The sequence below is a fragment of the Massilia niastensis DSM 21313 genome (genome assembly GCF_000382345.1).
Lineage (GTDB): Bacteria > Pseudomonadota > Gammaproteobacteria > Burkholderiales > Burkholderiaceae_D > Telluria > Telluria niastensis.
Genome location: NZ_KB908123.1, coordinates 16,162 through 37,496, shown reverse-complemented (window position 1 = coordinate 37,496; position 21,335 = coordinate 16,162). Strand labels below are relative to the sequence as shown.

General features: G+C 69.6%; 19 protein-coding genes. 8 read left to right on the top strand and 11 right to left on the bottom strand.

Features of this window, described 5'->3' with window-relative positions:
* Nucleotides 1-125: 125 nt before the first annotated feature.
* Entirely contained in the window at nt 126-1,091 is a 966-nt protein-coding gene (locus H162_RS0122725; protein ID WP_026354965.1) for a Bug family tripartite tricarboxylate transporter substrate binding protein, read from the bottom strand.
* A gap of 266 nt (nt 1,092-1,357) precedes the next feature.
* On the opposite strand from H162_RS0122725, the gene H162_RS0122720 reads away from it, so the two are divergent.
* The 8 genes from H162_RS0122720 (at nt 1,358) to H162_RS0122685 (ending at nt 8,261) form a co-directional block, all read left to right on the top strand.
* The gene (locus H162_RS0122720; protein WP_026354964.1) at nt 1,358-1,981 is read left to right on the top strand and encodes a TetR/AcrR family transcriptional regulator; all 624 of its coding nucleotides are present in this window, start codon (nt 1,358-1,360) and stop codon (nt 1,979-1,981) included.
* A gap of 117 nt (nt 1,982-2,098) precedes the next feature.
* On the top strand, nt 2,099-3,043 hold the full coding sequence (locus H162_RS0122715; RefSeq protein WP_020655790.1) for a VOC family protein: 945 nt from the start codon (nt 2,099-2,101) through the stop codon (nt 3,041-3,043).
* A gap of 14 nt (nt 3,044-3,057) precedes the next feature.
* Entirely contained in the window at nt 3,058-3,423 is a 366-nt protein-coding gene (locus H162_RS0122710) for a Rieske (2Fe-2S) protein (protein ID WP_040787969.1), read from the top strand.
* Nucleotides 3,420-4,451 carry an FAD-dependent monooxygenase gene (locus tag H162_RS31645; protein ID WP_020655788.1) on the top strand — a complete coding sequence of 344 codons (1,032 nt, stop codon included), beginning with the start codon at nt 3,420-3,422 and terminating at the stop codon, nt 4,449-4,451. The genes H162_RS0122710 and H162_RS31645 overlap by 4 nt, the downstream gene beginning before the upstream one ends.
* Before the next feature lie 70 nt (nt 4,452-4,521).
* Entirely contained in the window at nt 4,522-5,886 is a 1,365-nt protein-coding gene (locus H162_RS0122700) for an aromatic ring-hydroxylating oxygenase subunit alpha (RefSeq protein ID WP_020655787.1), read from the top strand.
* Nucleotides 5,883-6,395, top strand: a complete 513-nt coding sequence (locus H162_RS0122695; RefSeq protein ID WP_020655786.1) for an aromatic-ring-hydroxylating dioxygenase subunit beta — start codon at nt 5,883-5,885, stop codon at nt 6,393-6,395. The genes H162_RS0122700 and H162_RS0122695 overlap by 4 nt, the downstream gene beginning before the upstream one ends.
* Nucleotides 6,396-6,414: 19 nt before the next feature.
* Complete coding sequence (locus H162_RS0122690; protein WP_020655785.1) at nt 6,415-6,951, top strand: VOC family protein; 537 nt, start codon at nt 6,415-6,417, stop codon at nt 6,949-6,951.
* A gap of 83 nt (nt 6,952-7,034) precedes the next feature.
* Complete coding sequence (locus H162_RS0122685; protein ID WP_051109978.1) at nt 7,035-8,261, top strand: MFS transporter; 1,227 nt, start codon at nt 7,035-7,037, stop codon at nt 8,259-8,261.
* A gap of 51 nt (nt 8,262-8,312) precedes the next feature.
* Here the strand turns inward: H162_RS0122685 and H162_RS0122680 are convergent, their stop codons facing one another.
* The 10 genes from H162_RS0122680 to H162_RS0122635 all read right to left on the bottom strand — a co-directional run bounded on the left by H162_RS0122680 (nt 8,313) and on the right by H162_RS0122635 (nt 21,253).
* Nucleotides 8,313-9,122 (bottom strand): SDR family oxidoreductase, encoded by an 810-nt coding sequence (locus H162_RS0122680; protein WP_026354963.1) that lies wholly within the window; start codon nt 9,120-9,122, stop codon nt 8,313-8,315.
* A 14-nt stretch (nt 9,123-9,136) separates the two neighbouring features.
* Nucleotides 9,137-10,267: an FAD-dependent oxidoreductase gene (locus H162_RS0122675; RefSeq protein ID WP_020655782.1), complete on the bottom strand. Its 1,131-nt coding sequence runs from the start codon at nt 10,265-10,267 to the stop codon at nt 9,137-9,139.
* A gap of 24 nt (nt 10,268-10,291) precedes the next feature.
* A complete protein-coding gene (locus H162_RS0122670) occupies nt 10,292-11,083 on the bottom strand; it encodes an alpha/beta fold hydrolase (RefSeq protein ID WP_026354962.1) in 792 nt (263 codons plus the stop codon).
* The gene (locus H162_RS31640) at nt 11,080-13,518 is read right to left on the bottom strand and encodes an efflux RND transporter permease subunit (RefSeq protein ID WP_020655780.1); all 2,439 of its coding nucleotides are present in this window, start codon (nt 13,516-13,518) and stop codon (nt 11,080-11,082) included. The genes H162_RS0122670 and H162_RS31640 overlap by 4 nt, the downstream gene beginning before the upstream one ends.
* On the bottom strand, nt 13,515-14,597 hold the full coding sequence (locus tag H162_RS0122660; protein ID WP_020655779.1) for a WD40/YVTN/BNR-like repeat-containing protein: 1,083 nt from the start codon (nt 14,595-14,597) through the stop codon (nt 13,515-13,517). Before H162_RS0122660 ends, H162_RS31640 begins: the two co-directional genes overlap by 4 nt.
* Nucleotides 14,598-14,611: 14 nt before the next feature.
* Complete coding sequence (locus H162_RS0122655; RefSeq protein WP_020655778.1) at nt 14,612-15,967, bottom strand: DUF1329 domain-containing protein; 1,356 nt, start codon at nt 15,965-15,967, stop codon at nt 14,612-14,614.
* A 23-nt stretch (nt 15,968-15,990) separates the two neighbouring features.
* On the bottom strand, nt 15,991-17,643 hold the full coding sequence (locus tag H162_RS0122650) for a DUF1302 domain-containing protein (RefSeq protein WP_026354961.1): 1,653 nt from the start codon (nt 17,641-17,643) through the stop codon (nt 15,991-15,993).
* A 78-nt stretch (nt 17,644-17,721) separates the two neighbouring features.
* Nucleotides 17,722-19,191 (bottom strand): NAD-dependent succinate-semialdehyde dehydrogenase, encoded by a 1,470-nt coding sequence (locus tag H162_RS0122645; RefSeq protein ID WP_020655776.1) that lies wholly within the window; start codon nt 19,189-19,191, stop codon nt 17,722-17,724.
* A gap of 10 nt (nt 19,192-19,201) precedes the next feature.
* On the bottom strand, nt 19,202-20,221 hold the full coding sequence (locus H162_RS0122640) for a dihydrodipicolinate synthase family protein (protein ID WP_020655775.1): 1,020 nt from the start codon (nt 20,219-20,221) through the stop codon (nt 19,202-19,204).
* A 21-nt stretch (nt 20,222-20,242) separates the two neighbouring features.
* Nucleotides 20,243-21,253 carry an ornithine cyclodeaminase family protein gene (locus H162_RS0122635; RefSeq protein ID WP_020655774.1) on the bottom strand — a complete coding sequence of 337 codons (1,011 nt, stop codon included), beginning with the start codon at nt 21,251-21,253 and terminating at the stop codon, nt 20,243-20,245.
* Nucleotides 21,254-21,335 lie beyond the last annotated feature (82 nt).

Genomic DNA, 21,335 nt, shown 5'->3' with positions numbered 1-21,335 from the left:
AAAAAAACAGGCCGGACTCCGCGAACGGGAGCCCGGCCTGGCAATCCTGGCGATGGTCGATGTCCATGCGATCGGTGCGCCGTCCGCCGCGCCGCGAGGCGGATGGACGGCGGCGCCGGGAACGATCAGTCGGCGGTGATCTTGCCGACCTCGATCACGTTCTTCCAGCGGGCCTGTTCCATCAGCTGGAATTTCTCGAACTCTTCCGGCGTATTCGCCACGACCTCGAAGCCCTGCTCCACCAGCTTGTTCTTGATGTCCGGTTCGTTCAGGGCCGAGACGATCGCACCGTGGAGCTTGGCCTTGACGTCCTTCGGCAGCCCTTTCGGCGCCGCGAAGGCCTGCCACGAATAGATGTCGACGCCCTGCACGCCTGCTTCGGTCAGGGTCGGCACCTTCGGCAGGATCGCCGCGCGATGCTCGCCGGTCACCGCCAGCGCCTTCAGCTTGCCGGTCTTGAGGTAAGGCAGCGCAGTGTTGATGTTGACGAAGGAGACTTCGACCTGGCCGCCCAGCAGGTCGGTGATCGCCGGCGCGCCGCCCTTGTAGGGCACGTGCAGGCCGCTGGTGCCGGTCTTTTGCCAGAACAGTTCGGCCGTCAGGTGGTCGGAACTGCCGTTGCCGGACGATGCGAAGGTCATCTTGCCCGGATTCTTTTTCAGGTACGCGACGATCTCCGACACGGTATTCGCCGGCACCGACGGATTCGCGACCAGGACGTTCGGCGCGCGCACCGCCACCGTCAGCAGGTCGAAGTCCTTGGCTGGATCGTAGGGCAGCTTTTTCTGCAGCCACTGGTTCATCGCGTAGACACCGATCGACGCGGCCAGGACCGTGTAGCCGTCCGGCGCCGAGCGCTTGACCATCGCGGCGCCGATCGCACCGGTGGCGCCCGGGCGGTTATCGACGACCCAGGGCTGGCCGAACTTGGCGCTGATCTTCGGTCCGATTGCGCGCGCAATCGCGTCCGTCGAGCCGCCCGCCGGGAACGGCACGACAACGGTGATCGGGCGTTCCGGATAGGCTGCCTGCGCGCCGAACGCGACCGACATCCCCATGACTACTCCCAACAGCAACTTTCTGGTCTTCATTTTCTGTCTCCTGATAATGGTAGTGCTTGCTTAGCGTGGTCAGTCGTCTGATGACTGACATTAGTATATCAACTTGTACGAGGAGGGCAATCACTCTTTTCATGCGCCGCCTCCGGCCATGCGCTCGAAGTGGCATCGGCACGACAGTATCGTGTGTCGCCGGCCGGGATGGTTGTCAGACATCCTATCAGTAAGCACTGACATGGGTATTGACATCGGCAGCCCGCCCGCTAAACTAAACTATACGGTTCAGTTTAGGTACAACGATGAAAGCAAAGACAGCATCCCGGCGTCAGAAGATCCTCGATGTCGCAGCCGAGGTATTTCGCGAGACGGGCTTCGAACGCGCCTCGATGGATGAAGTGAGCCAGCGCGGCGGCGGCTCGAAGGCCACCATCTATAACTACTTCGCCAGCAAGGAGGAGCTGTTCTTCGACGTCGTCTACCGCGCGGCCGAGGTCCAGCTGGCGGCGACCGAGGCGGCGCTGGACAGCGGCGAGCCGGACCTGCGCGTGGCGCTGGAACGGTTCGGGCAACGCTTCCTGGCGATGCTGTACTCGCCCGACGTGCAGGCGGCGCGCCGCCTCGTGATCGCGGAAGGCGGCCGCGGCGGGCTGGGACGGAAGTGCTACGAGATGGCGCCCGCACGCTGCCTGGCCATGCTCGACAGCTTCCTGCAGCAGGCCATCGCCCAGGGCAAGCTGCGCCCGGCCGATACGGCCATCGCCAGCGTCCACCTGAGGGGCCTGCTGGAAGCGGAGCTGGCCGAAAAATACCTGTTCCATACCCTCGGCCCGGTCACCGAGGCCGACATCGCCGCCATCGTGGAACGCGCGGTCGGCGTCTTCCTCGCCGCCTATGGGCCGCCCGGCTATCTACCGGATAGATAACTGCTTTCGCTCCCGACTTCTAGCTCGCCGGCAGGCGCTCACCTAGAGTAATACCTGGCCAGCCGCCCGGTGACGAGGGCCGGCGGCACAAGAACAACCGGACATGAAGGAGACAGAATGAACATCACTGGACTGGACACGCTCGTGTTCGCCGTCGATGAGGTGGACGCCACCGCGACCTACCTGCTTGACTACGGCCTGCTGCCTGCCGGCGCCGGCCGCTTCGAAGCGCTGGACGGCACCGCCATCGTGATCGCCCAGCGCGACGATCCGCAGCTGCCCCGCCCTCTCGCGAGCGGCAACGCCTTGCGCAAGACGATCTACGGCGTGCCTGACGCGGCCGCCCTCGACGCCATCGCCGCCGAACTGCTCACGGACCGCGAGGTGCGCCGGCTTCCCGACGGCTCGATCGAAGCCGAGGACGACCTGGGCTTTTGCCTGGGCTTCAAGGTGGCGGTGCGCCGCAGCATCGGACTCGGGGCCGAAGCGATCAACGCGGCCGGCGCGGCGCCGCAGCGCGCCCCGAACCAGCTGGGCGTGGATACCGAAGCGCGCCCGCTGCCGCGCGCCCTGTCGCACATCGCCCTGTTCGTGCCGGATACCGAGAAGGGCGAGCGTTTCTATATCGAGCGGCTCGGCTTCCGCTGCACCGACCGCCTGGTCGGCGCCGGCCCCTTCCTCCAGCCCGCCGGCACCCTCGAGCATCACACGCTGTTCCTGATCCAGACCCCGCCGCACATGCAGGGCATCGAGCACCTCGCCTTCCACCTCGGCGGTCCGAACGAGGTCTTCATGGCCGGCACCCGCTTTGCCGCCAGGGGCTACCAGAGCTTCTGGGGTCCGGGCCGGCACACGATGGGCTCGAACTGGTTCTGGTACTTCAACAGCCCGCTGGGCTGCCGCTTCGAATACGACGCCGACATGGACCTGCACGACGACACCTGGATTCCGCGCGAGCTGCCGGCCAAGGCGGATTCCACCCAGGTCTTCCTGTTCCAGGCCCGCGAGAAGTGGGCGCCGGTAGGCGGCCCGCCGCCAGCCGCCGGCCAGCAGCACGCCTGAGGACGGCGGATTCCATGACGCGATCCGTACGCCTGTGCCACGTGGACGAGCTGCAGGAGCGCTGCGCGCGCGGCTTCGATCCGCAGCAGAGCGGGCGCGACGCCCTGTTCCTGGTGCGGCTCGACGGCGAGCTGCACGGCTGGCTCGACCGCTGTCCGCACGAAGGCGACACCCCGCTGCCCTACCGCCGGCATGGCTACCTGAACCGGGACGGCACGCGCATCGTCTGCTTCGCCCATGGCGGACAGTTCGACATCGCGACCGGACAAGGCCTGGCCGGGCCCTGCCTGGGGCTGGCACTGACCCGGGTCGCCCTGCATGTCGGCAGCGCGGGCGAGGTCCTGGCCGATCTCGATCCCGGCGCGGCGGGGCGGCCATGAAGCGGCCGCCGCTCGCGAACGCGCTGGTGGCCGGCGCCGGACTGTCGGGCATGGCCACCGCCATCTGCCTGAGCAGGCTGGGCGTGCGCGTGGACCTGGTCGAGATCGATCCGGGCTGGCGCCCGGCCACGGGGCCGGTGCGGATCGACGCCGCGGCGCTGCAGGCCATGGAGGCGCTGGGCATCGACGGCGCCGGCCTGGCCGCCATCCGCGAGGCCGACGGCATCGACCTGAGGTCGGCCTCGGGCGCCCTCCTCGCGCATGACCCGGCAGGGATGGCCCGCGACACCCGCGGCGCCCTCATGCTGCGCCCGGCGCTGGCGCGCCTGCTGGCCGACGCCACCCTGGCGGCCGGCGTCGAGGTGCGCCTCGGCGCCACCGTCAGGTCGCTGCGCCAGGATGCGGATGGCGTCGAGGTGGAATTCTCGGATACGCATGGCGCCCGCTATGACCTGCTGGTCGGGGCCGACGGCGTGCATTCGCGGCTGCGCGAACTGGCCTGGCGCGGCGCGCCGCAGCCGGCGTTCAGCGGGCAGGCGCTGTGGCATGCGCGCCTGCCTCGCCCGCCGGCCCTGGCGCGCGCCACCATCTGGCAGGGCGGCGACCTGGAGCTCGCGCTGCATCCGGTCGCGGCGGACGAGGCCTGCCTGCTGCTCCGCCAGGACGGCGCCCCGGGCCCGGTGCCGGCAGCACAGGTCTTGCCCATGCTGCGCGGCCTGCTGGCGCGCTTCCCGGCCGCTCCCGTGCGCGCCATCGCGGCCGCGCTGGATGGCCGCTCGCAGGCCGCTTGCCGCGCGCTGGAACGCATCGAGCTCGGCGCGCCATGGCACAGCGGGCGGGTGCTGCTGGCCGGCGACGCCGTCCATGGCACGGTCGGCCGCTACGGCGTCGGGGGCAGCCGCGGCATGGGGGACGCCGTGCTGCTGGCGCGCGAGCTCGCCGGCGCGTCCAGCGTCGCGCAAGCCCTGGAGCGGTTCCAGCACCGGCGCTGGAACCCGTGCAACGCCCCCCGCTCCGATCCGTACTGACATCGCATCAACCGACATTTTTTTATCAAGCCGCCTGCAGGTACAGGCGGCACTCAAGGAGACGAGCACCATGTACAAGTTCATTCCCATCTCATCGGGCGGACAGACGGACGACCTGGCGGCCCTGGTCGACCGGGTCGAATCAGGCATGGACGAAGGCCTGCTGCCGGTGGACGTGTTCTGCGACGACGCCGTGTTCCGTGCCGAAATGGTGCGCATCTTCGGCCAGGCCTGGGTCTTCATCGGCCACGAGACCGAGATTCCCAAGGCCGGCGACTTCGTCCAGCGCAAGATCGGCCTCGACTCCGTGATCGTCACCCGCGACGCCGAAGGCGGCATCAACGTCATGCTGAACCACTGCCGCCACCGCGGCACGGAACTGTGCCACGAGGACAAGGGCAATACCCGCCATTTCAAGTGCCCCTACCACGGCTGGACCTACAACCTGAAAGGCGAGTTCGCCGGGGCACCGCACTTCAACGACGCCTACGAGAACTTCGACCGCAAGGAATGGGGCCTGCGCCGCGCGCCCAAGGTCGAGAGCTTCCATGGCTTCATCTTCGCCTCGCTGTCCACCGACGGCGGCACCCTGCGCGACTACCTGGGCGACGCCGCCTGGGCGCTGGAGGCGATCGTCGGCCTGCATCCGCAGGGCATGCGCGTGCTCGGCGTGCCCGAGCGCTTCCAGGTGCGTGCCGACTGGAAGAGCGGCGCCGAGAACTTCTGCGGCGACGCCTACCACGTCAGCACCGCCCACCTGTCCGCCGGCCTGACCGAGTTCATTCCCGACGTGCGCCAGGTCAGCACCATCGCGCGCGGCTACGAGTTCGACAACGGCCACAGCTTCATCGGCCACCAGCTCACCCAGTGGGGTCCCGACTTCGAGATGTGGGCCTACCCGAAGGAAGTGCGCGAGCAGTTCGACCTGTCGAAGCTCGACGAGGTCCAGCTCGACATGATCAGGAATACGCCGCCCACCATCGGCACCATCTTCCCCAATCTCAGCTACCTGCGCTTCCCGCAGCCGGCCACCCTGGGCGGGCGTCCGGTGCCGTTCACGATGATCCGCATGTGGCAGCCGGTGGCGCCGGGCGTGATGGAACTGTGGACCTGGCAGCTCGAATACGCCTGCGTCTCCGAGGAACAGGCGCAGGAAGCCTACCTCGCCGCGCAGTTCGGCTTCGGCTCCGGCGGCATCTTCGAGCAGGACGACACCGCGGTCTGGGAAGGCATCGCCAAGGCCGCGGCCAGCCCGTGGAACCGGCGCGACGGCGTCATGCTGCATTACCAGCAGAAGCGCACCGGCCCGGACCCCGACTGGAAAGGTCCCGGCAAGTTCCACAAGTCGATCTACGGCGAATACCTGCAGGAGCTGTTCTGGCGGCGCTGGGTCAAGGACATGCGCGGCGAAGCCAGCCAGGGAGGTGCCGCATGAACGCGCCCGCATCCACACTCGAACTGATGGCCATGGCCCAGGAATTCCTGGCCCGGGAAGCGAAGTTCCTGGACGAGCGCCGCTTCTGGGACTGGTACGCCCTGCTCGACGACGCGCTCGAGTATTACGTGCCGATCCGCCAGTCGCGCCTGGCCTTCGGCGACGAAGTCGAAGCCGGCTCCTACCGCATCAGCGACAACAAGCAGCACATCCACGTCCGCATCAAGCGTGTCGATTCCGGCGCCGGCTGGGCCGAGACGCCGCCCTCGCGCACCCTGCGCGTGGTCGGCAGCGTGCTGGTCGCCCCTACCGAACGCGAGGACGTGATCGCCGTCGAGAGCGCGCTGCTGCTGTACCGCCAGCGCGGCCATGACGAACGCGGCGACGTGATCCCGGTGCGGCGCCAGGACCTGCTGCGCATCACCGACGGCGGCCTGCGCCTGCTGAAGCGCAACGCGCTGCTGGCGGAAGCCGTGCTGAGCACACCCAACCTGGGCGTGTTCCTGTAACGACAACAACGGAGACACCATGCAAGACATCAAGACCATCCTCGGCCGCAAATTCGACCAGATCTGCTTCGTCGTCAGGGACCTCGACGCGGCCATCGACTTCTGGCGCCGCACCAACGGCATCGAGGCCTGGAACGTGGCCGAGGGCCTGGCCCGGGAACAGACCGAGAAGGAATACCGCGGCAAGCCCGGCGACTTCCAGTTCAGCTGCGCCTACGGCTATGCCGGCGAGACCCTGGTCGAACTGGCGCGCCACGACGGCGGCGACAGCGTCTACAACGACTGGCTCGAGGCCAAGGGTTCGGGTCCCCACCACATCGGCTTTCGTCTCGACAGCGAGGCCGAATACCGCCAGGCCGAGGCGCACTACCTGGAGCTGGGCATCGAGAAGTCGATGGCGGGCCTGTTCCAGGGACCGTTCGGCAACTGCCGCTGGGCCTACTTCGACACCCGCGCCAGCATCGGCTGCTATACCGAGCTGTATTACGTCGATGGCGAGATCGCCGCGCGCATGGAACGCCTGAAGCGCGGCGAGAACGTCAGCATCACCTCCTGAGTCCCCTGCCGGAGTGCCGGCGGCAACGCGCGCCGCCGGCACGGGCGGGTCCGGCAAGCGCGCGGCATCGCCGAAAGCCTCCCATGAAAAATCCATCCGCGGCGCCGCTTGGCGCCCCGCATTCCCCATCCGCGTCCCTCGACGCTCCCCCGCATCCTTCCGCATCCAGCGCACCCAGGCTGTCGGTCCCGAACATGGCCGCGCTGATGGTCGGCCACTGCGCCGGCATGCTCGACCTGGTCGGCCTGCCGGTCTGGGTCGGCGCCTGCCTGGTCGGCTTCTTCCAGCTCGATCCCCAGCAGGCGGGCCTGCTGGCCACGCTGTTCCTGCTGGGCGAAGTGGTCAGCAGCCTGGTGCTGGCCCCGCGCTTCGGCGCCCTGCCCGCGCGCCTGCTTGCGGTCGCGGGCTACGGCGTCGCCGGCGCGGCCTTCCTCGCCCTGGCCCTGGGCGGCGCCGAGTATCCCGTCATGGCCGCCCTGCACTTCATCGGCGGCCTGGGCGCCGGCTGCGCCCTGACGATGGTGCACGGCACCATGGGACGCAGCGCCCGGCCGCACCGGCTATTCGCCTGCGCCGGCCTGACCCTGGGCTGCTTCGCGATCGCGGTGCTGGGCAGCGGCAAGGCGATCATCGCCGATTCCGGCGGCCATGCGCTGTTCCTGGTCTTTGCCGGCATCATGGCCGGCGCCGCCCTGCTGTGCGCCCTCGCCTTCCCGCAGCTCCCGCTCCGGGCCGCGGACCAGCAGGCCGCCCGCGCGCCCCTGTCGCCACGGATCTGGTTCGGCATGGCCGGCATGGGCGTGTTCTGCCTGGCCCAGTCGATGATCTTTCCCTTCGTCGAAAGGATCGGTGCCGAGCGCGGCTACTCCGCGGCCATGGTCGCCGCGGTGCTGATGGCGATCGGCTTCGCCAACCTGGTCCCGACGCCGATCGCCGCCGCGCTCGAACGGAAAGTGCGGGCCGAATTGGCGATCCTGGCCGGCATCGCCGTGCATGCGGCGATCATCCTGGTCATCACCCAGGTCCCGGGCGTGCAGGCCTACGCTGCCGGCGTCGCCATGATCGCGACGCCCCTGCTGTTCGTCCACACCTTCCTGTTCGGGCTGCTGGCCCGTCTCGATCCCAGCGGACGCGCCGTCGCGGCGACGCCGGCCATGGTGATGATCGGTTCGACCGTCGGTCCGCTGCTGGGCGGCACCCTGGTGCTCACGGTCGGCTATCGCGGACTCGGGATCGGGGTGGTGCTCTTCGGGATGATCGCCGCAGCCTGCTTCTACAGGATGACGCGCGGCGTGACGGCGCACGATTGACCGACAATGAGAAACCGGCCGCGCGCCATCGGCGCGGGCCGGTGTCGGACATCAGGCCTGGCGCGTGAGGACCGCGCGGTTCAGCAGGCCCTGGTCGGCGACCACGGTCTGGCCGGTCATGATGGTGTTGTGGCGCGAGGCCAGGAACGCATACAGCGGCCCATGCTCCTCCGGCGTCGGCAGTTCCTGCATCAGGCTCAGCGAGCGGAACATGCCGAGGAAGGCGTCCTTCGGGATGTCGGACTGCTGCTGTCCCTCGAGCCCGAGCGTGCGCGGGCCGCGCAGCTGGCTGTTGGCGATGCCGGCCGGCGCCACGCCGTTGACGCGCACGTGCGGCGCGAACTCGAAGGCCAGCTGGCCGACCAGGCTGCGGATCGCACCCTTGCTGGCGGTATAGGTCACGCCGCCGCCGTCCGCGGCATAGGCGGCCGTCGACGTCGTCAGCACGATCGCGCCGCCGCTGGCGCGCAGCAGCTCGTGGAACACCCGCGCCGACAGCACGTAGCCCTTGACGTTGACGTGGAAGATCTCGTCGAACAGCGCGTCCAGCCGCTCGGGCGCGGTCTCCAGCAGCGGAACATTGCCGTCGAAGATGCCCTGGGTGCCGATCAGCGCGTCGAGCCGGCCGTAGCGTGCGACGACCGCATCGCGGCAGGCCTGCAGGTCGGCCAGCCTGGTGACATCGCCCTGGACGACCAGGACCGCGTCGCCGAATTCCTCGCGCAGGCGCGCCACCTTGTCATGCGCCAGCTCCATGATCGCGACCCGTGCGCCGGCAGCGCGGCAATGGCGCGCCACGCCCAGGCCCAGCCCGGAACCTCCGCCCGTCACCAGGACGGTATGGTCTTCAAGTATCTGCACGTTCTCCTCCATGTTCAAACCGGTTCCAGCAGGGCCGCAAACGAGGCCTGCATGATGCGCGCATGTTCATCCAGGTCGCCCCGGCGGATCTCGATCTCGCCAAGGCGCCAGGAATTCTCGACCACCATGCGGCAGCGTTCCCAGCGCCGCTGCTGGAAGGCCGCGAGCGCGGCGCCGGCGTCCCGCGCCGTCTCCAGCGACTCGGCCAGCACGATCGCATCCTCGATGCCGATGCAGGCGCCCGAGGCCAGGTGCGGCGTGGTCGCGTGCACGGTGTCGCCGATCAGGACGGCGCGGCCACGATACCACGGCTGCGGCACCAGCAAGCCTTCCAGCGGACGGAACACGACCAGCGAACGCTCATCGAGCTGCGCGCCCGCTTCCCGCAGCAGCGGATCGGGAAACGGCGCCAGCAGGGCCTTGAGCCGGGCCAGGAAGGTCTCCGGCGCGACGTAGTCGCTGTGCTCGCGGTGCTCGTTGATGAACAGGTACATCTCGTCCTGCGACACCGGGTTCAGCCCGACCTTCAGGCCGGGACCGTTCCACAACATGGTGCGCACCACCTGGGGCGGCCTCGGCAGCACCGCGCGCCAGACTCCCTGGCCGCTGTAGCGCGGCGCCGGCGCGTCCGGCAGCAGCATCCGGCGCATGGCGGAATACAGCCCGTCGGCGCCGACCAGCAGGTCGTAGCGCCCCGCCTGTCCATCGGTGAAGACGACATCCACCCCGGCCTCGTCCTGGCGCAGCGAAGCGACGCTGCAGCCCAGCCGCACCGTGGCGCCCGAGGCCCGGGTGGCGTCCGCCAGGATGCGCGCCAGTACCGGGCGCATGATCGCTCCGCTGCCGGGAACCTCGTCGCCGGCGATGCGCGGGGTCGGCATCTGCGCGATCAGGCGGCCGTCCGGCGCGAAGATGTCGATGCCGTCGCAGGCGTGGCCCTCGGCCACGAAGCGCTCGAGGACGCCGAGCGTGCGCAGTGCGCGCAAGGTCGGGCCGCCGATGCTGATGCCTGCGCCATAGTTGCGCCAGTGCGGATCGATCTCGACCAGGTCGACCGCGATCCCGCGCTTGCGCAGCTCGATGGCGGCGGCCATGCCGGAGAATCCCCCGCCGACCACCAGCGCCTTGTCAATGCATGTCTCCATCTTGTTTTTCCTTTTGCTAGGGCGCTAGCGCGCCAGGGCGGGCTCGCCGAGGAAGCCGGCGAGGATCGCGTTCAGGGCCTCGGGGGCCTCGTGGTTGCAGATATGGCCGCTGTCCGGGACGATCGCCAGCCGGGCGCCGGGAATGCGCTGCGCCATCGCGCGCATGGCCTGCACCGGGCCGCCGCCGTGGTCATGCTCGGCCGCGACCAGCAGCACCGGCACCTCGATCTTCTCCAGCGCGTCCTCGAAATCCATGTCGATGAAGGCGTCGAGGGCCGCCTGGTAGCCGGCGAGCGTCGTGCGCCGCATCATGGCGCGCAGGCGCGCATCGACTTCCGGGTGGGCGGCGCGGAAGTCGGCGCCGAGCCAGCGGTCCACCGTCGCCTCGACCAGGGGCGCCATGCCCAGCCCGGCGGCGGCGCGGCGCGCACGCCAGAAATCGCGCCGGTCGTCGGGCTGGCGCGGCCGGCAGCAGCAGGCCACGACCTGTTCGACCCGGTCCGGATGCCCGAGGCCGAGCGCGAGCGCCACCGAGCCGCCGAAGCCGAGTCCCGCCACGGCGGAGCGCCCGATCCCGAGCGCGTCCCATAACTGGACCACTCCCCGGACCACGTCCTCGAAGCGGCACCCGGGCGGCGGCGCCGGGCTGGCGGCATGGCCCCAGGGATCGAATTGCAGGATCCGGAAGCGTTCGCCCAGCGCCGCCGCCTGGGCGTCCCAGAAGCTGGCGTCGTTGCCGATGCCCGGAATGAAGGTCAGCCAGGGGGCGCGGGCCAGGCCCGATACCTTGTAGCTCAATGATGGCAGAGTGTTCATGAATGTGGATGAAGGTTGATGGCAGCTTGCAGGTCGGCCGGCGCCGCGTGCGGGGTGGTCTGCGCCGCCGGCGCGGCGGCCCTGGGGCGGAGCAGGAAGTGGGCCAGCGCCGGCAGCAGGATCAGGGCGCCGAGCATATTCCAGAGGAACATGAAGGCCAGCAGGATCCCCATGTCGGCCTGAAACTTGATCGGGCTGAAGACCCAGGTGACGACGCCCGCGGCCAGGGTCACGCCGGTCAGCATCACGACCTTGCCGGTGAAGAGCAGCGCCCGGTAATAGGCTTCCGACAGGCTGGCGCCCTGGCGCAGCGCCGCCAGCATCACGGACAGGATGTACAGCGCATAGTCGACGCCGATCCCGACGCCCAGCGCGATCACCGGCAGGGTCGCCACCTTGACGCCCATGCCCAGCGCCACCATCAGGGCCTCGGCCAGGAACGAGGTGACCACCAGCGGCAGCACCGCCACCACCACCGCGCGCCAGGAACGGAAGGTGATGAAGGCCAGCACCACCACCGCGCCGTAGACCAGCCACAGCATCCGGTTCCAGGCCTCCTTGACCACGATGTTGGTGGCGGCCTCGATGCCGGCCGAGCCGGCGGCGAGCCGGAATTTCACCTGTTCCGTGTCGTTGGCGGCCGCGAAGCGCTCGACCTCGCCGACCACGCGCGCCAGGGTCTGGGCCTTGTGGTCGCGCAGGTAGACGTACAGGGTCAGCAGGCTGCAGGAATCGTTGTACAGTCCGCGCGGGGCGTTCGAGACGATCGAGTTGACCATGTCCTGGCTCGGCAGCATCTCGTACCACTTCGGATTGCCTTCGTTCAGGCCGGTCAGGACCCGGCGGTTCAGCAGGGCCACGGTATTGCTCGACTCGACCCCGTCGAGCTGGCGCAGCCGCCATTCCAGCTCGTCCACCTTGAGCACCGTGGCGACCTGGGTACAGGCGCCGTCGGGCGTGGTCACCATCACGGCCAGCACGTCGCTGGAGGCGCCATAGGCCGCGTTCAGGAAGGCGGCGTCGCGGTTGTAGCGGCTGTCGGCGCGCAGTTCCGGCGCGCCGGGATCGAGGTCGCCGATCGACAGCCGGGTGCTGGCGGCGAAGCCGCCGGCCAGCAGCAGCGCGCCGGCGACGACCGCCGCCGTCGCCCAGCGCCGTCCGGTGAAGCGGTCGAGGAAGGCCCACAGCGCGTGCCTGCGCCCGCTCGCCTCGGCGCGCAGGCTGCGCGCCGCCGCCCTCGGGCTGACGCCGGTGTACGACAGCAGGATGGGCAGCAGGATCAGGTTCGTGAAGATCAGCACCGCGACGCCCAGCGAGGCGGCGATCGCCAGTTCGCGGATCGCCTGGATGTCGATCACCAGCAGCACGGCGAAACCGACGGCGTCGGCCAGCAGCGCGGTCAGGCCGGCCAGGAACAGGCGCCGGAAGGTGTAGCGCGCCGCCACCAGGCGATGGGTGCCGCGTCCGATGTCCTGCATGATGCCGTTCATCTTTTGCGCGCCATGGCTCATGCCGATCGCGAACACCAGGAAAGGCACCAGGATCGAATACGGATCGAGCGAATAGCCCAGCAGCGGCAGCAGGCCGAGCTGCCACACGACCGCCACCAGCGAGCTGGCCACCACCAGCAGCACCGAGCGCACGCAGCGGGTGTACCAGTACACCGCGGCGCCCGCGATCAGCACGGCCAGGGCGAAGAACAGCAGCACGGAACGCACGCCGTCGATCAGGTCCCCGACCAGCTTGGCGAAGCCGGTGATGTGGAGGGTGACGCCCTGCACCTCGTATTTCGCGCGCAGCCGTTCCAGCTTGTGCGCGAAGGCCGCGTAGTCGAGCGCCGCGCCGTGCTGGTCGCGCGCCAGCAGCGGCACATAGACCACGGTGGAGCGGGCGTCGCGCGCCACCAGCTGCCCGATCTCGCCCGAGCGGGCCACGTTTTCCTGGAGCCGCTGCAGGCTGGCGGCAGAACCGTCGTAGCCGTCCGGGATCACCGGCCCGCCTTCCAGGCCGTCCTCGGTGACCCCGGTCCAGCGCGTGCCGGGGGTCCACAGGCTCTTCATGCCGCCGCGCGCCACGCCCGGCAGCAGGAACAGCTCGTCGTTCAGGTCGCGCAGGGTCTGCAGGTAGCCGGCCTCGTAGATGGAACCCTTCGGGTTCGCCACCGCGATCCGCACCGCATTGCCCAGCCCCTGCAGCTCGTTCTGGTGGGCCAGGTAATTGACGATGTAGGGATGCGAGGCCGGGATCGTCTTTTCGAAGCTGGCCGTGAGCTGCAGGCGGGTCGCCTGCCAGCCCAGCGCCAGGGTGACCAGCATGCACAGCAGGACCACCAGGCCGCGGTGGTTGAACAGCGCGCGCTCGATGGCCGAACCGGAGGAGCGGTCGAACGCCGCCAGGTCCGCGACCACCGGTTCGCTCGAATCGGATGGTTTCATCGTGTTGCCTCCTTCCGGGGACCCTTGGGCAGGCGCTGCGCGCCACCCGCGCCGAGGGCCAGCAATGTGTGGTCAGGCAGCGCCATGACCGCCGACAGGGGCGGGAGCCGCGGCGCCGGCAGCGCCGCCAGCGCCGCGCCGGAACGGCTGGCGAACAGCTGGCCCGCCTGGTTGGCCAGCAGCAGCGCGCCGTCCTGGAGCGGCGCCGCGCTGACGAAGGACACCGGCGGCGCGCCCGCGAGGCGCTCCCAGGTCGCGCCGCGGTCGCGCGACTGCCAGGCGTTGCCGCGCAGGCCAGCCGCCACCAGCACGCCGTCGCCGCGGATTCCCAGCGCGAACCAGCTGCCCTTGTAGGGACTCGGCAGCGCCTGGAAGCTGCGCCCGCCGTCCAGCGAACGATGCAGCTGGCCGCCCTCGCCCGCGATGAACACGGCCTGGCCGACGCTGCGGATCGTGTACAGGTGCAGCGCCCTGGGATTGTCGAGGCGCGCGGCGACGCTGCGCCAGCTGGCGCCGCCGTCGCTGGTCTCGACGAACAGGTTGTAGGCCCCGACGGCCCAGCCGTTGCGGGCGTCGCGGAAGTGCACGTCGAGCAGCGGCTTGTCCGGCCCGTCCGCCGCCAGCATCTGCGCGTCGCGCAGCGCGCGCTGCGCCGCCGGGTCGCCCGGATCGGCTTGCAGGGCTTGGTCGGCCGCGTGCAGTGCGCCCTGGGCCAGCCCGGCGCCGTCGGTCTGGCGGGTCCAGGTGTCGCCGCCGTCGCGGGTATGCAGGATCACGCCGCCATGGCCGACCGCCCAGCCAAGGCCGGCGCCGGCGAAGCTCAGCGCCGTCAGGGTGGTGCTGACCGGCACCTGCCTGGCCTGGCGCCAGCTGGCGCCGCCGTCGTCCGACAGCACGACGATGCCGCGCTCGCCGGCGGCGACGATGCGCTGGCCCGCCTGCGCCGCCGCCAGCAATACCTGGGTGTGCGGAGCCCGCACGGCAAGCGCGGGCCGCGACAGCGCGGGAAAGACCGTCGCCGCATGGAGTGCGAGCGACAGGCCGGCCAGCATGGCGCCGGCAAATACATGCTTCATCATCGCCGTCGCTCCCGTCAACGCAGGCTCTCGCCCGCGATCGCCTCGGGACTGAAGTGGCTGTCCGGCAGGCGCTTCTGCAGGGCCACCTGGCTCGGCTTGGCGTTGTACAGCTGGCCCACGAAGGCGGCGCCGCTGAGCAGGTCGTTGAAGCCGTTCGAGCCGATCACCAGGCCCGGCATGTCGGGCGCCACGAAGACCTGCGACCACAAGGTCTTCCACAGCTGGCCGCTGGCGTCCCAGCGGTCGCCCAGCACGCAGATCCAGGTATCCTCGTCGCAGTAGTAGCGGCTGCGCGGGGCCTGGTGGCGCTGTCCCGGACGCAGGCTCGCCTCGACCACCCAGACCCGGTGCAGTTCCCAGCGCATGTGGTCAGGGTTGTAGTGGTTCTTGCCCAGCACTTCGGCGTCGGTGCGCGCCTGCATGAAGCGGTTGTTGTTGTACGGGATGTACATTTCCTTCTTGCCGAGGATCTTCCAGTTGAAGCGGTCCAGGCGGCCGGTCCAGGTATAGATCTCGTCGAAGCTCATCACCCCGGCGGCGGCCGGGGTCGGCGCGTCGCAGCAGGCGTTCGGCAGCTTGCGCACGCGCCGCTGGCCGGTCAGGTAGACCCAGGTCTGCAGCTTGTCCGGATCCAGGTTCTCGTGCGCCAGCAGGGCTTCGCCGGCCCGGATCGCCGGCCCGATGTTGCGGATGCGGACCGTCCAGAACACCCCGTCGCCCTTCTGGAAGTCTTCCAGCGTGCGGTCCTGGTAATAGTAGGGGAATTGCTGGGCGCCTTCGGTGTCGGACACCTGCACCGGGCGGCCGTCGGCGGTCAGCTGGTACCAGGTGTTGGCGAATTTCCAGGACGTGCCGCGCCAGTGCAGCATGTGGTTCCACATCACCTCCTCGCCGGTCTTCGGTACCGGGAAGGGAATTCCGCCATACACCCCGCGCGGCACGCCGTCCTCGATCCTGCCGCGGGTGGCGTTCTGCAGCGTGTTCTGGTACACCCACTGCGGCGCCGCCGCGGTGCGGTGGGTCTTGTAGACATCGACGCGGAAGCTGTCCGGGTACTTCTTCAGCAGCGCCCGGGTGCCGTCGGTCAGGCGCTCGGCGTACTGCTCGGCGTTCTTCGCGGTGATCGTCAGGACCGGCTTCTCGTCCTTGAACGGATCGCCGCGCCGTCCGCCCGCCTTGTCGCCCGCGATCGGCGTCGTGAAGCCGCCGTTCCAGGCCGGGATGCTGCCATCCCTGTTCCCTGCCCGCTCGCCGCCCAGCGGCGTCAGTTCGCCCTTCAGCTTCGCCGCCTCGTCGGCCGTCGCGGCGCCGGCCGGCAGCGCCGCCGCCAGCAGCGCGCCCGCCAGGATGCTTCCGATATGCTTGCTCATGTCTTGTCTCCTTGTTGGTTGGGTCAGAAGCTGCGGCGCAGGTTGAACGCCACGAAATCCCTGTCCTTGCGCGCCTGCTGGTAGCTGAACGACTGGGTGGCGTCCAGCATCGGCGCGGCCTTGCCGTAGAAGTGGGTGTAGGCGAGGCTGAAGCGCCACACCTGGTTGTAGACGCCGTTCAGGCCGAGCGTGAGGTCGCCGCCGTTCTCGGCCGGGAAGGCCGGGCCGAGCACCGGGCGCGAACCCTTCGGCGTCCAGCCGATGCCGACCGGGACGCCCAGGTCCAGGCCCGACACCACCTGGCGGTAGGTCGGTTCGAACACGGCGCGCAGCGCCCAGGCGTCGCGCGAGGCGTTCGGATCCAGCGGCGACGGCGCGCCCCCCGCGCCGCAGTGCTGGCGGCAGCCCAGCAGGCGGTTCCACGCCAGCTCGCCGATGAAGTTCGCCTCGCGCCAGAGCAGCGAGGGCGAGAGCGCCCAGATCATCGAGGCGTTCACATGGGCGGTCCTGCCGCGCGCATAGGCCGGATTGTCGTTGTTGTCGCTTGGGGCGATGAAGCCCGGTGCAAGCGCCGAGGCATCGGCCGCGTGGGTCGAGGCCAGCGCCTGGTTGGTGCGCAGCGAGGCTTCCAGCGCCAGGTTGACCTCGCCGATGCTGAAGCTGGCGCTGGCGCCGTAGGCGCTGGTGTCCTCGTTGTAGGCCAGGTAGTAGCTGGTCGGCAGGACGCCAACCGGCGTCGCGCCAAGACGCATCACCTGCTGGAAATCCTTGTCATGGAAGCGGATCGCGTACAGGCCCAGGTCGGTCTCGGCCACGCGCCAGCGCAGCTGCAGGCCGAACTGGCCGCCGTCGCGCGGCAGCAGGTCGGGGTCGCGCACGGCGAAGGCAGTGGGGCCAAGCAGCAGCCGCTCGGCGCCGTCGACGTTGGTGTCGTTGATCGAGAAGTAGCTGCCGACCGCGGGGAAACGGTTCGAGCGGTAGCGGAACTGGTAATAGGCGCCGAGGGTCAGCGTGGCGCTGAGCTGGGCCTGCGCCGACAGCTGCGGCACCGGCAGCACGAATTCCTTGGCCTGGGCCGTCGGGTCGGCCAGCAGGCGTCCGATGTCGAAGGCGTTCTGGCCGCCGGCGATGGCGTTATTCGCGAAGAACAGGCTCTCGCCCCAGACCACGGCGTGCTGGCCCAGGCGCACCGTCAACGGCACCTTGCCGAGGTCGACCTTCCCGAAGACGAAGGCGTCGCGCAGCTCGCCGCGCCGGCCATGCAGGTCGCGGGTGCGCTCGGGGAATGCATCGAACGATGTCGAAGCGTGGTTCGGCGCCGCGCCGCCGGCAAAGCCGGGGTTGTCGTTATGGCGGCGGTAGACCGGGTCGTACCAGCCCAGCGCGCTGACGCGGGCGCCGAATCCGGACGCCAGCACGGCATCGAGTTCGCTCAGCAGCTCGATGCGGTTCGACACCAGGCCCCGGCTGAAATTGCGGTTGCCGTCGTCGGTGTTGGGATTGGCCAGCAGCGCCGGTTCGGGCTTTTCGGCGCGGAAGGCGGCGCCGTAGCGCAGGGTATTGGTCCAGCTGAACCTGACGCCCTCGCCGGCTTCCGGCTCTTCCTGGGCCCATGCCTGCGGTATCGCTGCGATGGCCGCGGCCAGCGCCAGCACGCGCGGGGTGAGTGATTTCACGGCTAGTCTCCTTGGTGATTGTTGGAATGCCTGCCAGCGCCGGCGCGCCTTCTGCAGGGCGCGTCCGGTGCTGCCGTCTTACTGCGGCGCGATGCCGTCCCAGCACAGGTACTTCATCTCGAGGAATTCCTCGATGCCGTACTGCGAGCCTTCGCGACCGAGACCGCTCTGCTTGACGCCGCCGAAGGGCGCCACCTCGTTCGAGATCAGGCCGCAATTGATGCCGACCATGCCCGCCTCCAGCCCCTCCGCCACGCGCCAGATGCGCGCCGCATCGCGGCTGAACATATAGGCCGCCAGGCCGAACTCGGTGTCGTTGGCCATCGCCACCGCCTCGGCATCCTCGAAGAAGCGCAGCAGCGGCGCCAGGGGACCGAAGGTTTCCTCGCGCGTCACCGCCATCGCGCCCGTCACTTCGGTCAGCACGGTGGGTTCGAAGAAGCAGCCGCCCAGCGCGTGCCGCTTGCCGCCGCACAGCACGCGGGCGCCATGGGCGACGGCGTCGCCGATATGCGACTCGACCTTGGCGACCGCCGCCTCGTCGATCAGGGGCCCCTGCTGCACCCCGGCTTCCAGCCCGTTGCCGACCTTGAGCCCGGCCACGCGCACGGCCAGCTTTTCCGCGAAGCGGTCGTAGATCCCGTCCTGCACCAGCACCCGGTTGGCGCTGATGCAGGCCTGGCCGGTATTCCGGAACTTGGACGCCACCACGCCCTCGACCGCGGCATCGAGATCGGCATCGTCGAAGATCACGAAGGGCGCATTCCCGCCCAGCTCCATCGAGCACTTCTTGACGGTCGCCGCCGACTGCGCCAGCAGCACGCGCCCGACTTCCGTGGAACCGGTGAAGGTCAGCTTGCGCACCAGGTGGTGCGCGGTCAGGGCGCCGCCGATGGCGCGCGTGTCGTTGCCGGTGAGGACGTTGAAGACGCCGGCCGGCACCCCGGCGCGCAGCGCCAGCTCGGCCAGCGCCAGCGCCGTCAGCGGCGTCTGGCTGGCCGGCTTGACCACCATCGAGCAGCCCGCCGCCAGCGCCGGGCCGGCCTTGCGGGTGATCATCGCCGCCGGGAAGTTCCAGGGCGTGATCGCCGCGCACACGCCGATCGGCTGCTTCAGCACCACGATGCGCTGGCTGTCCTTCGGCGCCGCGATCACGTCGCCGCGCACCCGCTTGGCTTCCTCGGCGAACCATTGCAGGAACGAGGCCGCGTAGTCGATCTCGCCGCGGGCCTCGGCCAGCGGCTTGCCTTCTTCCAGGGTGATCAGGGTGGCCAGGTCGTCGCGGTTGTCGACGGTCAGCTGGTACCAGCGCTGCAGCACTTCCGAACGGTGCTTCGCGGTGGTGTTGCGCCAGCTGCGGAAGGCGCTGTCGGCCACGGTGATCGCCAGGTCGGTTTCTGCTTCCTTGCAGCGCGGCAGTTCGGCCAGCAGCTCGCCGTTGGCCGGATTGCGCAGGGCGTAGCGTCCGTGCGGGGTCTCCGCGATCCAGCGGCCGCCGATCAGGGCCGCCTCGCGCCACAGGGTCGGATCTTTCAACAGGCTCTTCATGCTCGCTCCTTCAGCACGGGAAGCGGCCGAGCATGAACTGGCTGTCCGGATCCGGGGTGACCGGCAGTTCGGAGGCAACCAGGCCCTGGCGCAGGGTCTTCATCCAGCGGTCCGGGATGCGCATCGCCGGTCCGCGCAGCGGCCCGCCGTTGAAGCCGGCCAGCCAGTCCATGTACTTCCAGTTGGTGCGGTTGATGTAGTTGGTGCCCGGGATATAGGCGGCGGTGGCCGCGCCCGAGGCCAGGCGCGCCGGCTGCACCTTCCAGTACAGCGCCATCGCCGCGTCCCACTCGCCGCGGCGCGCCAGTTCGAAGGCTTTCGGGAAGTAGTCGCCCATCCACTGGGTGTAGCTGGTGCCCGAGAACTGCAGCTCCATGAGGCTCATCAGCGGCAGCGCGTCGCCCTCGATCGGGCAGCTGATCACGACTTCGTTGCGGAAGTGGCGGTACATCTCCATCAGGCCGGCCACCAGCGGGAAGCCCTGCTCGGCCTTGATGGCGACGATGTTCGGGCAGGCGTCCAGCAGGCGGCGCACCAGGGCGACCGGCATCCCGGCCGGGTGGACGCGCTCGAAGCCCCACAGCGGGATCGGGAACAGCATCACGGCCAGGTCGGTGGCGTCGCAGAAGGACTTGGTGTAGTCGAAGATCTCCTGCTCGCTGGTCGGCCAGAACTGGGCCGGATAGGACAGCAGGACGATGTCGGCGCCCTCCTTCTCGGCCAGCTTGACGGCGCGGATGTTCTCCTCGAGGGTGTCGAAGGCGGCGTGGAAGAACAGGCCCAGCCTGCCGTTCGCCGTCTCGCGGGCCCAGGCCGTGAACCGCGCGTTCTCCTCGGCCGTGATGGCGACCTCGGAACACAGCAGCGTGTACTTGAAGCCATGGTCGATGACGCGCCCGATGTCGTGCCGGATGCCCTTCTCGTTCAGGCGCTTCAGGTCGGCGCTGTAGCTCGGGATCGTCACCGACGAGCAGCCGCTCAGGTGTTCGCGGGCCCAGGCGCGGGCGTCCTTCTTGGCGTAATTGGCCATGCAATGTCTCCTTCGGGTGTGTTATTTGTCGATGGTCTGGATGGTGGCCGGCATGGTGAGGTAGCGGCCCTCGGCCTGCGCCTTCAGCAGCAGCATTTCGGCGATCACCACGTCCTGCAGCGCGCCGCCGACGGACTTGTAGAGGACGATGTCCTCCGGACGGCGGCGCAGGCCGGGCTTGCCGCCCGCGACGTCGGCCAGCGCCACCAGCTTGGCGCCGACGTCGATGCCTTCGGCGGCGGCGGCCAGCGCGTCGCCCGTCTCGTGCAGCACTTCTTCCGGCATGTCGGCGACGACCAGGGCGGCGCGCGCCATGGTCTGCGCGTCCACTTCGCGCTGCTCGGGCAGGGTCGAGCCGATCGAGACGACCGTCATTCCCGGCTCCAGCCAGGCGCCGCGCAGTACCGGCGACTCGTCGCGGCTGCGCGCGGCGCAGAACACCAGGTCGGCGCCTTCCACCGCGGCGCGGGCTTCGGGCACGGCCTGGATCGCGACGCCCTGCTCGCGGAAGCTGGCGGCGAAGCGCTCGCGGCTCGCGTCGGTGGGGCTGAACACGCGCACCGATTCCACCTCGCGGGTGGCGAGCAGCGCCTCGAGCAGGCCGCGCGCCTCGAAGCCGGAGCCGATGACGGCCACGCGCAGGGGCTTGTGCGGCGCCAGCAGGTCGACCGCGACGGCGGCGGTGGCCGCGGTGCGCAGGCCGGTCAGGCGGCTGCCGTCGATCAGCGCGGCCAGGTCCATGGTCTGCTGGTCGAACAGCGCGACCAGGTAGCTGGCGCGGCGGATCCTGGGCGAGGCCGAAATCAGCTTGCAGCCGACGTAGCGGCCGGACGGCGAGACGGCGAACAGCCCGCGCAGCCAGAAGCCGGCACCGCGCGCCATGACGCGGGGCGGCACCATTTCCGGTGCGATCGGACGGGAATAGGCGTCGCGCAGTGCGGCGACGGCGGCCGGCCATTCGGCCAGCGCCGCCACGTCCGCATCGGCGACGAACAGGGTCGGTCCCTGGGGATGCTGAGAGGTTTGACTCATGTACAGGCTCCTTGAAGATGCCTGTACTGTATGTGAGGGGTTGGGGAGGAGCTAGCGGCCGCCAGCGAATTCAGATATCTGC

Excerpts from the sequence above, each read along its gene's own strand:
- H162_RS0122725 (WP_026354965.1), bottom strand. The coding sequence starts at position 1,091 with ATGAAGACCAGAAAGTTGCTGTTGGGAGTAGTCATGGGGATGTCGGTC.
- H162_RS0122720 (WP_026354964.1), top strand. The coding sequence starts at position 1,358 with ATGAAAGCAAAGACAGCATCCCGGCGTCAGAAGATCCTCGATGTCGCA.
- H162_RS0122715 (WP_020655790.1), top strand. The coding sequence starts at position 2,099 with ATGAACATCACTGGACTGGACACGCTCGTGTTCGCCGTCGATGAGGTG.
- H162_RS0122710 (WP_040787969.1), top strand. The coding sequence starts at position 3,058 with ATGACGCGATCCGTACGCCTGTGCCACGTGGACGAGCTGCAGGAGCGC.
- H162_RS31645 (WP_020655788.1), top strand. The coding sequence starts at position 3,420 with ATGAAGCGGCCGCCGCTCGCGAACGCGCTGGTGGCCGGCGCCGGACTG.
- H162_RS0122700 (WP_020655787.1), top strand. The coding sequence starts at position 4,522 with ATGTACAAGTTCATTCCCATCTCATCGGGCGGACAGACGGACGACCTG.
- H162_RS0122695 (WP_020655786.1), top strand. The coding sequence starts at position 5,883 with ATGAACGCGCCCGCATCCACACTCGAACTGATGGCCATGGCCCAGGAA.
- H162_RS0122690 (WP_020655785.1), top strand. The coding sequence starts at position 6,415 with ATGCAAGACATCAAGACCATCCTCGGCCGCAAATTCGACCAGATCTGC.
- H162_RS0122685 (WP_051109978.1), top strand. The coding sequence starts at position 7,035 with ATGAAAAATCCATCCGCGGCGCCGCTTGGCGCCCCGCATTCCCCATCC.
- H162_RS0122675 (WP_020655782.1), bottom strand. The coding sequence starts at position 10,267 with ATGGAGACATGCATTGACAAGGCGCTGGTGGTCGGCGGGGGATTCTCC.
- H162_RS0122670 (WP_026354962.1), bottom strand. The coding sequence starts at position 11,083 with ATGAACACTCTGCCATCATTGAGCTACAAGGTATCGGGCCTGGCCCGC.
- H162_RS31640 (WP_020655780.1), bottom strand. The coding sequence starts at position 13,518 with ATGAAACCATCCGATTCGAGCGAACCGGTGGTCGCGGACCTGGCGGCG.
- H162_RS0122660 (WP_020655779.1), bottom strand. The coding sequence starts at position 14,597 with ATGATGAAGCATGTATTTGCCGGCGCCATGCTGGCCGGCCTGTCGCTC.
- H162_RS0122655 (WP_020655778.1), bottom strand. The coding sequence starts at position 15,967 with ATGAGCAAGCATATCGGAAGCATCCTGGCGGGCGCGCTGCTGGCGGCG.
- H162_RS0122645 (WP_020655776.1), bottom strand. The coding sequence starts at position 19,191 with ATGAAGAGCCTGTTGAAAGATCCGACCCTGTGGCGCGAGGCGGCCCTG.
- H162_RS0122640 (WP_020655775.1), bottom strand. The coding sequence starts at position 20,221 with ATGGCCAATTACGCCAAGAAGGACGCCCGCGCCTGGGCCCGCGAACAC.
- H162_RS0122635 (WP_020655774.1), bottom strand. The coding sequence starts at position 21,253 with ATGAGTCAAACCTCTCAGCATCCCCAGGGACCGACCCTGTTCGTCGCC.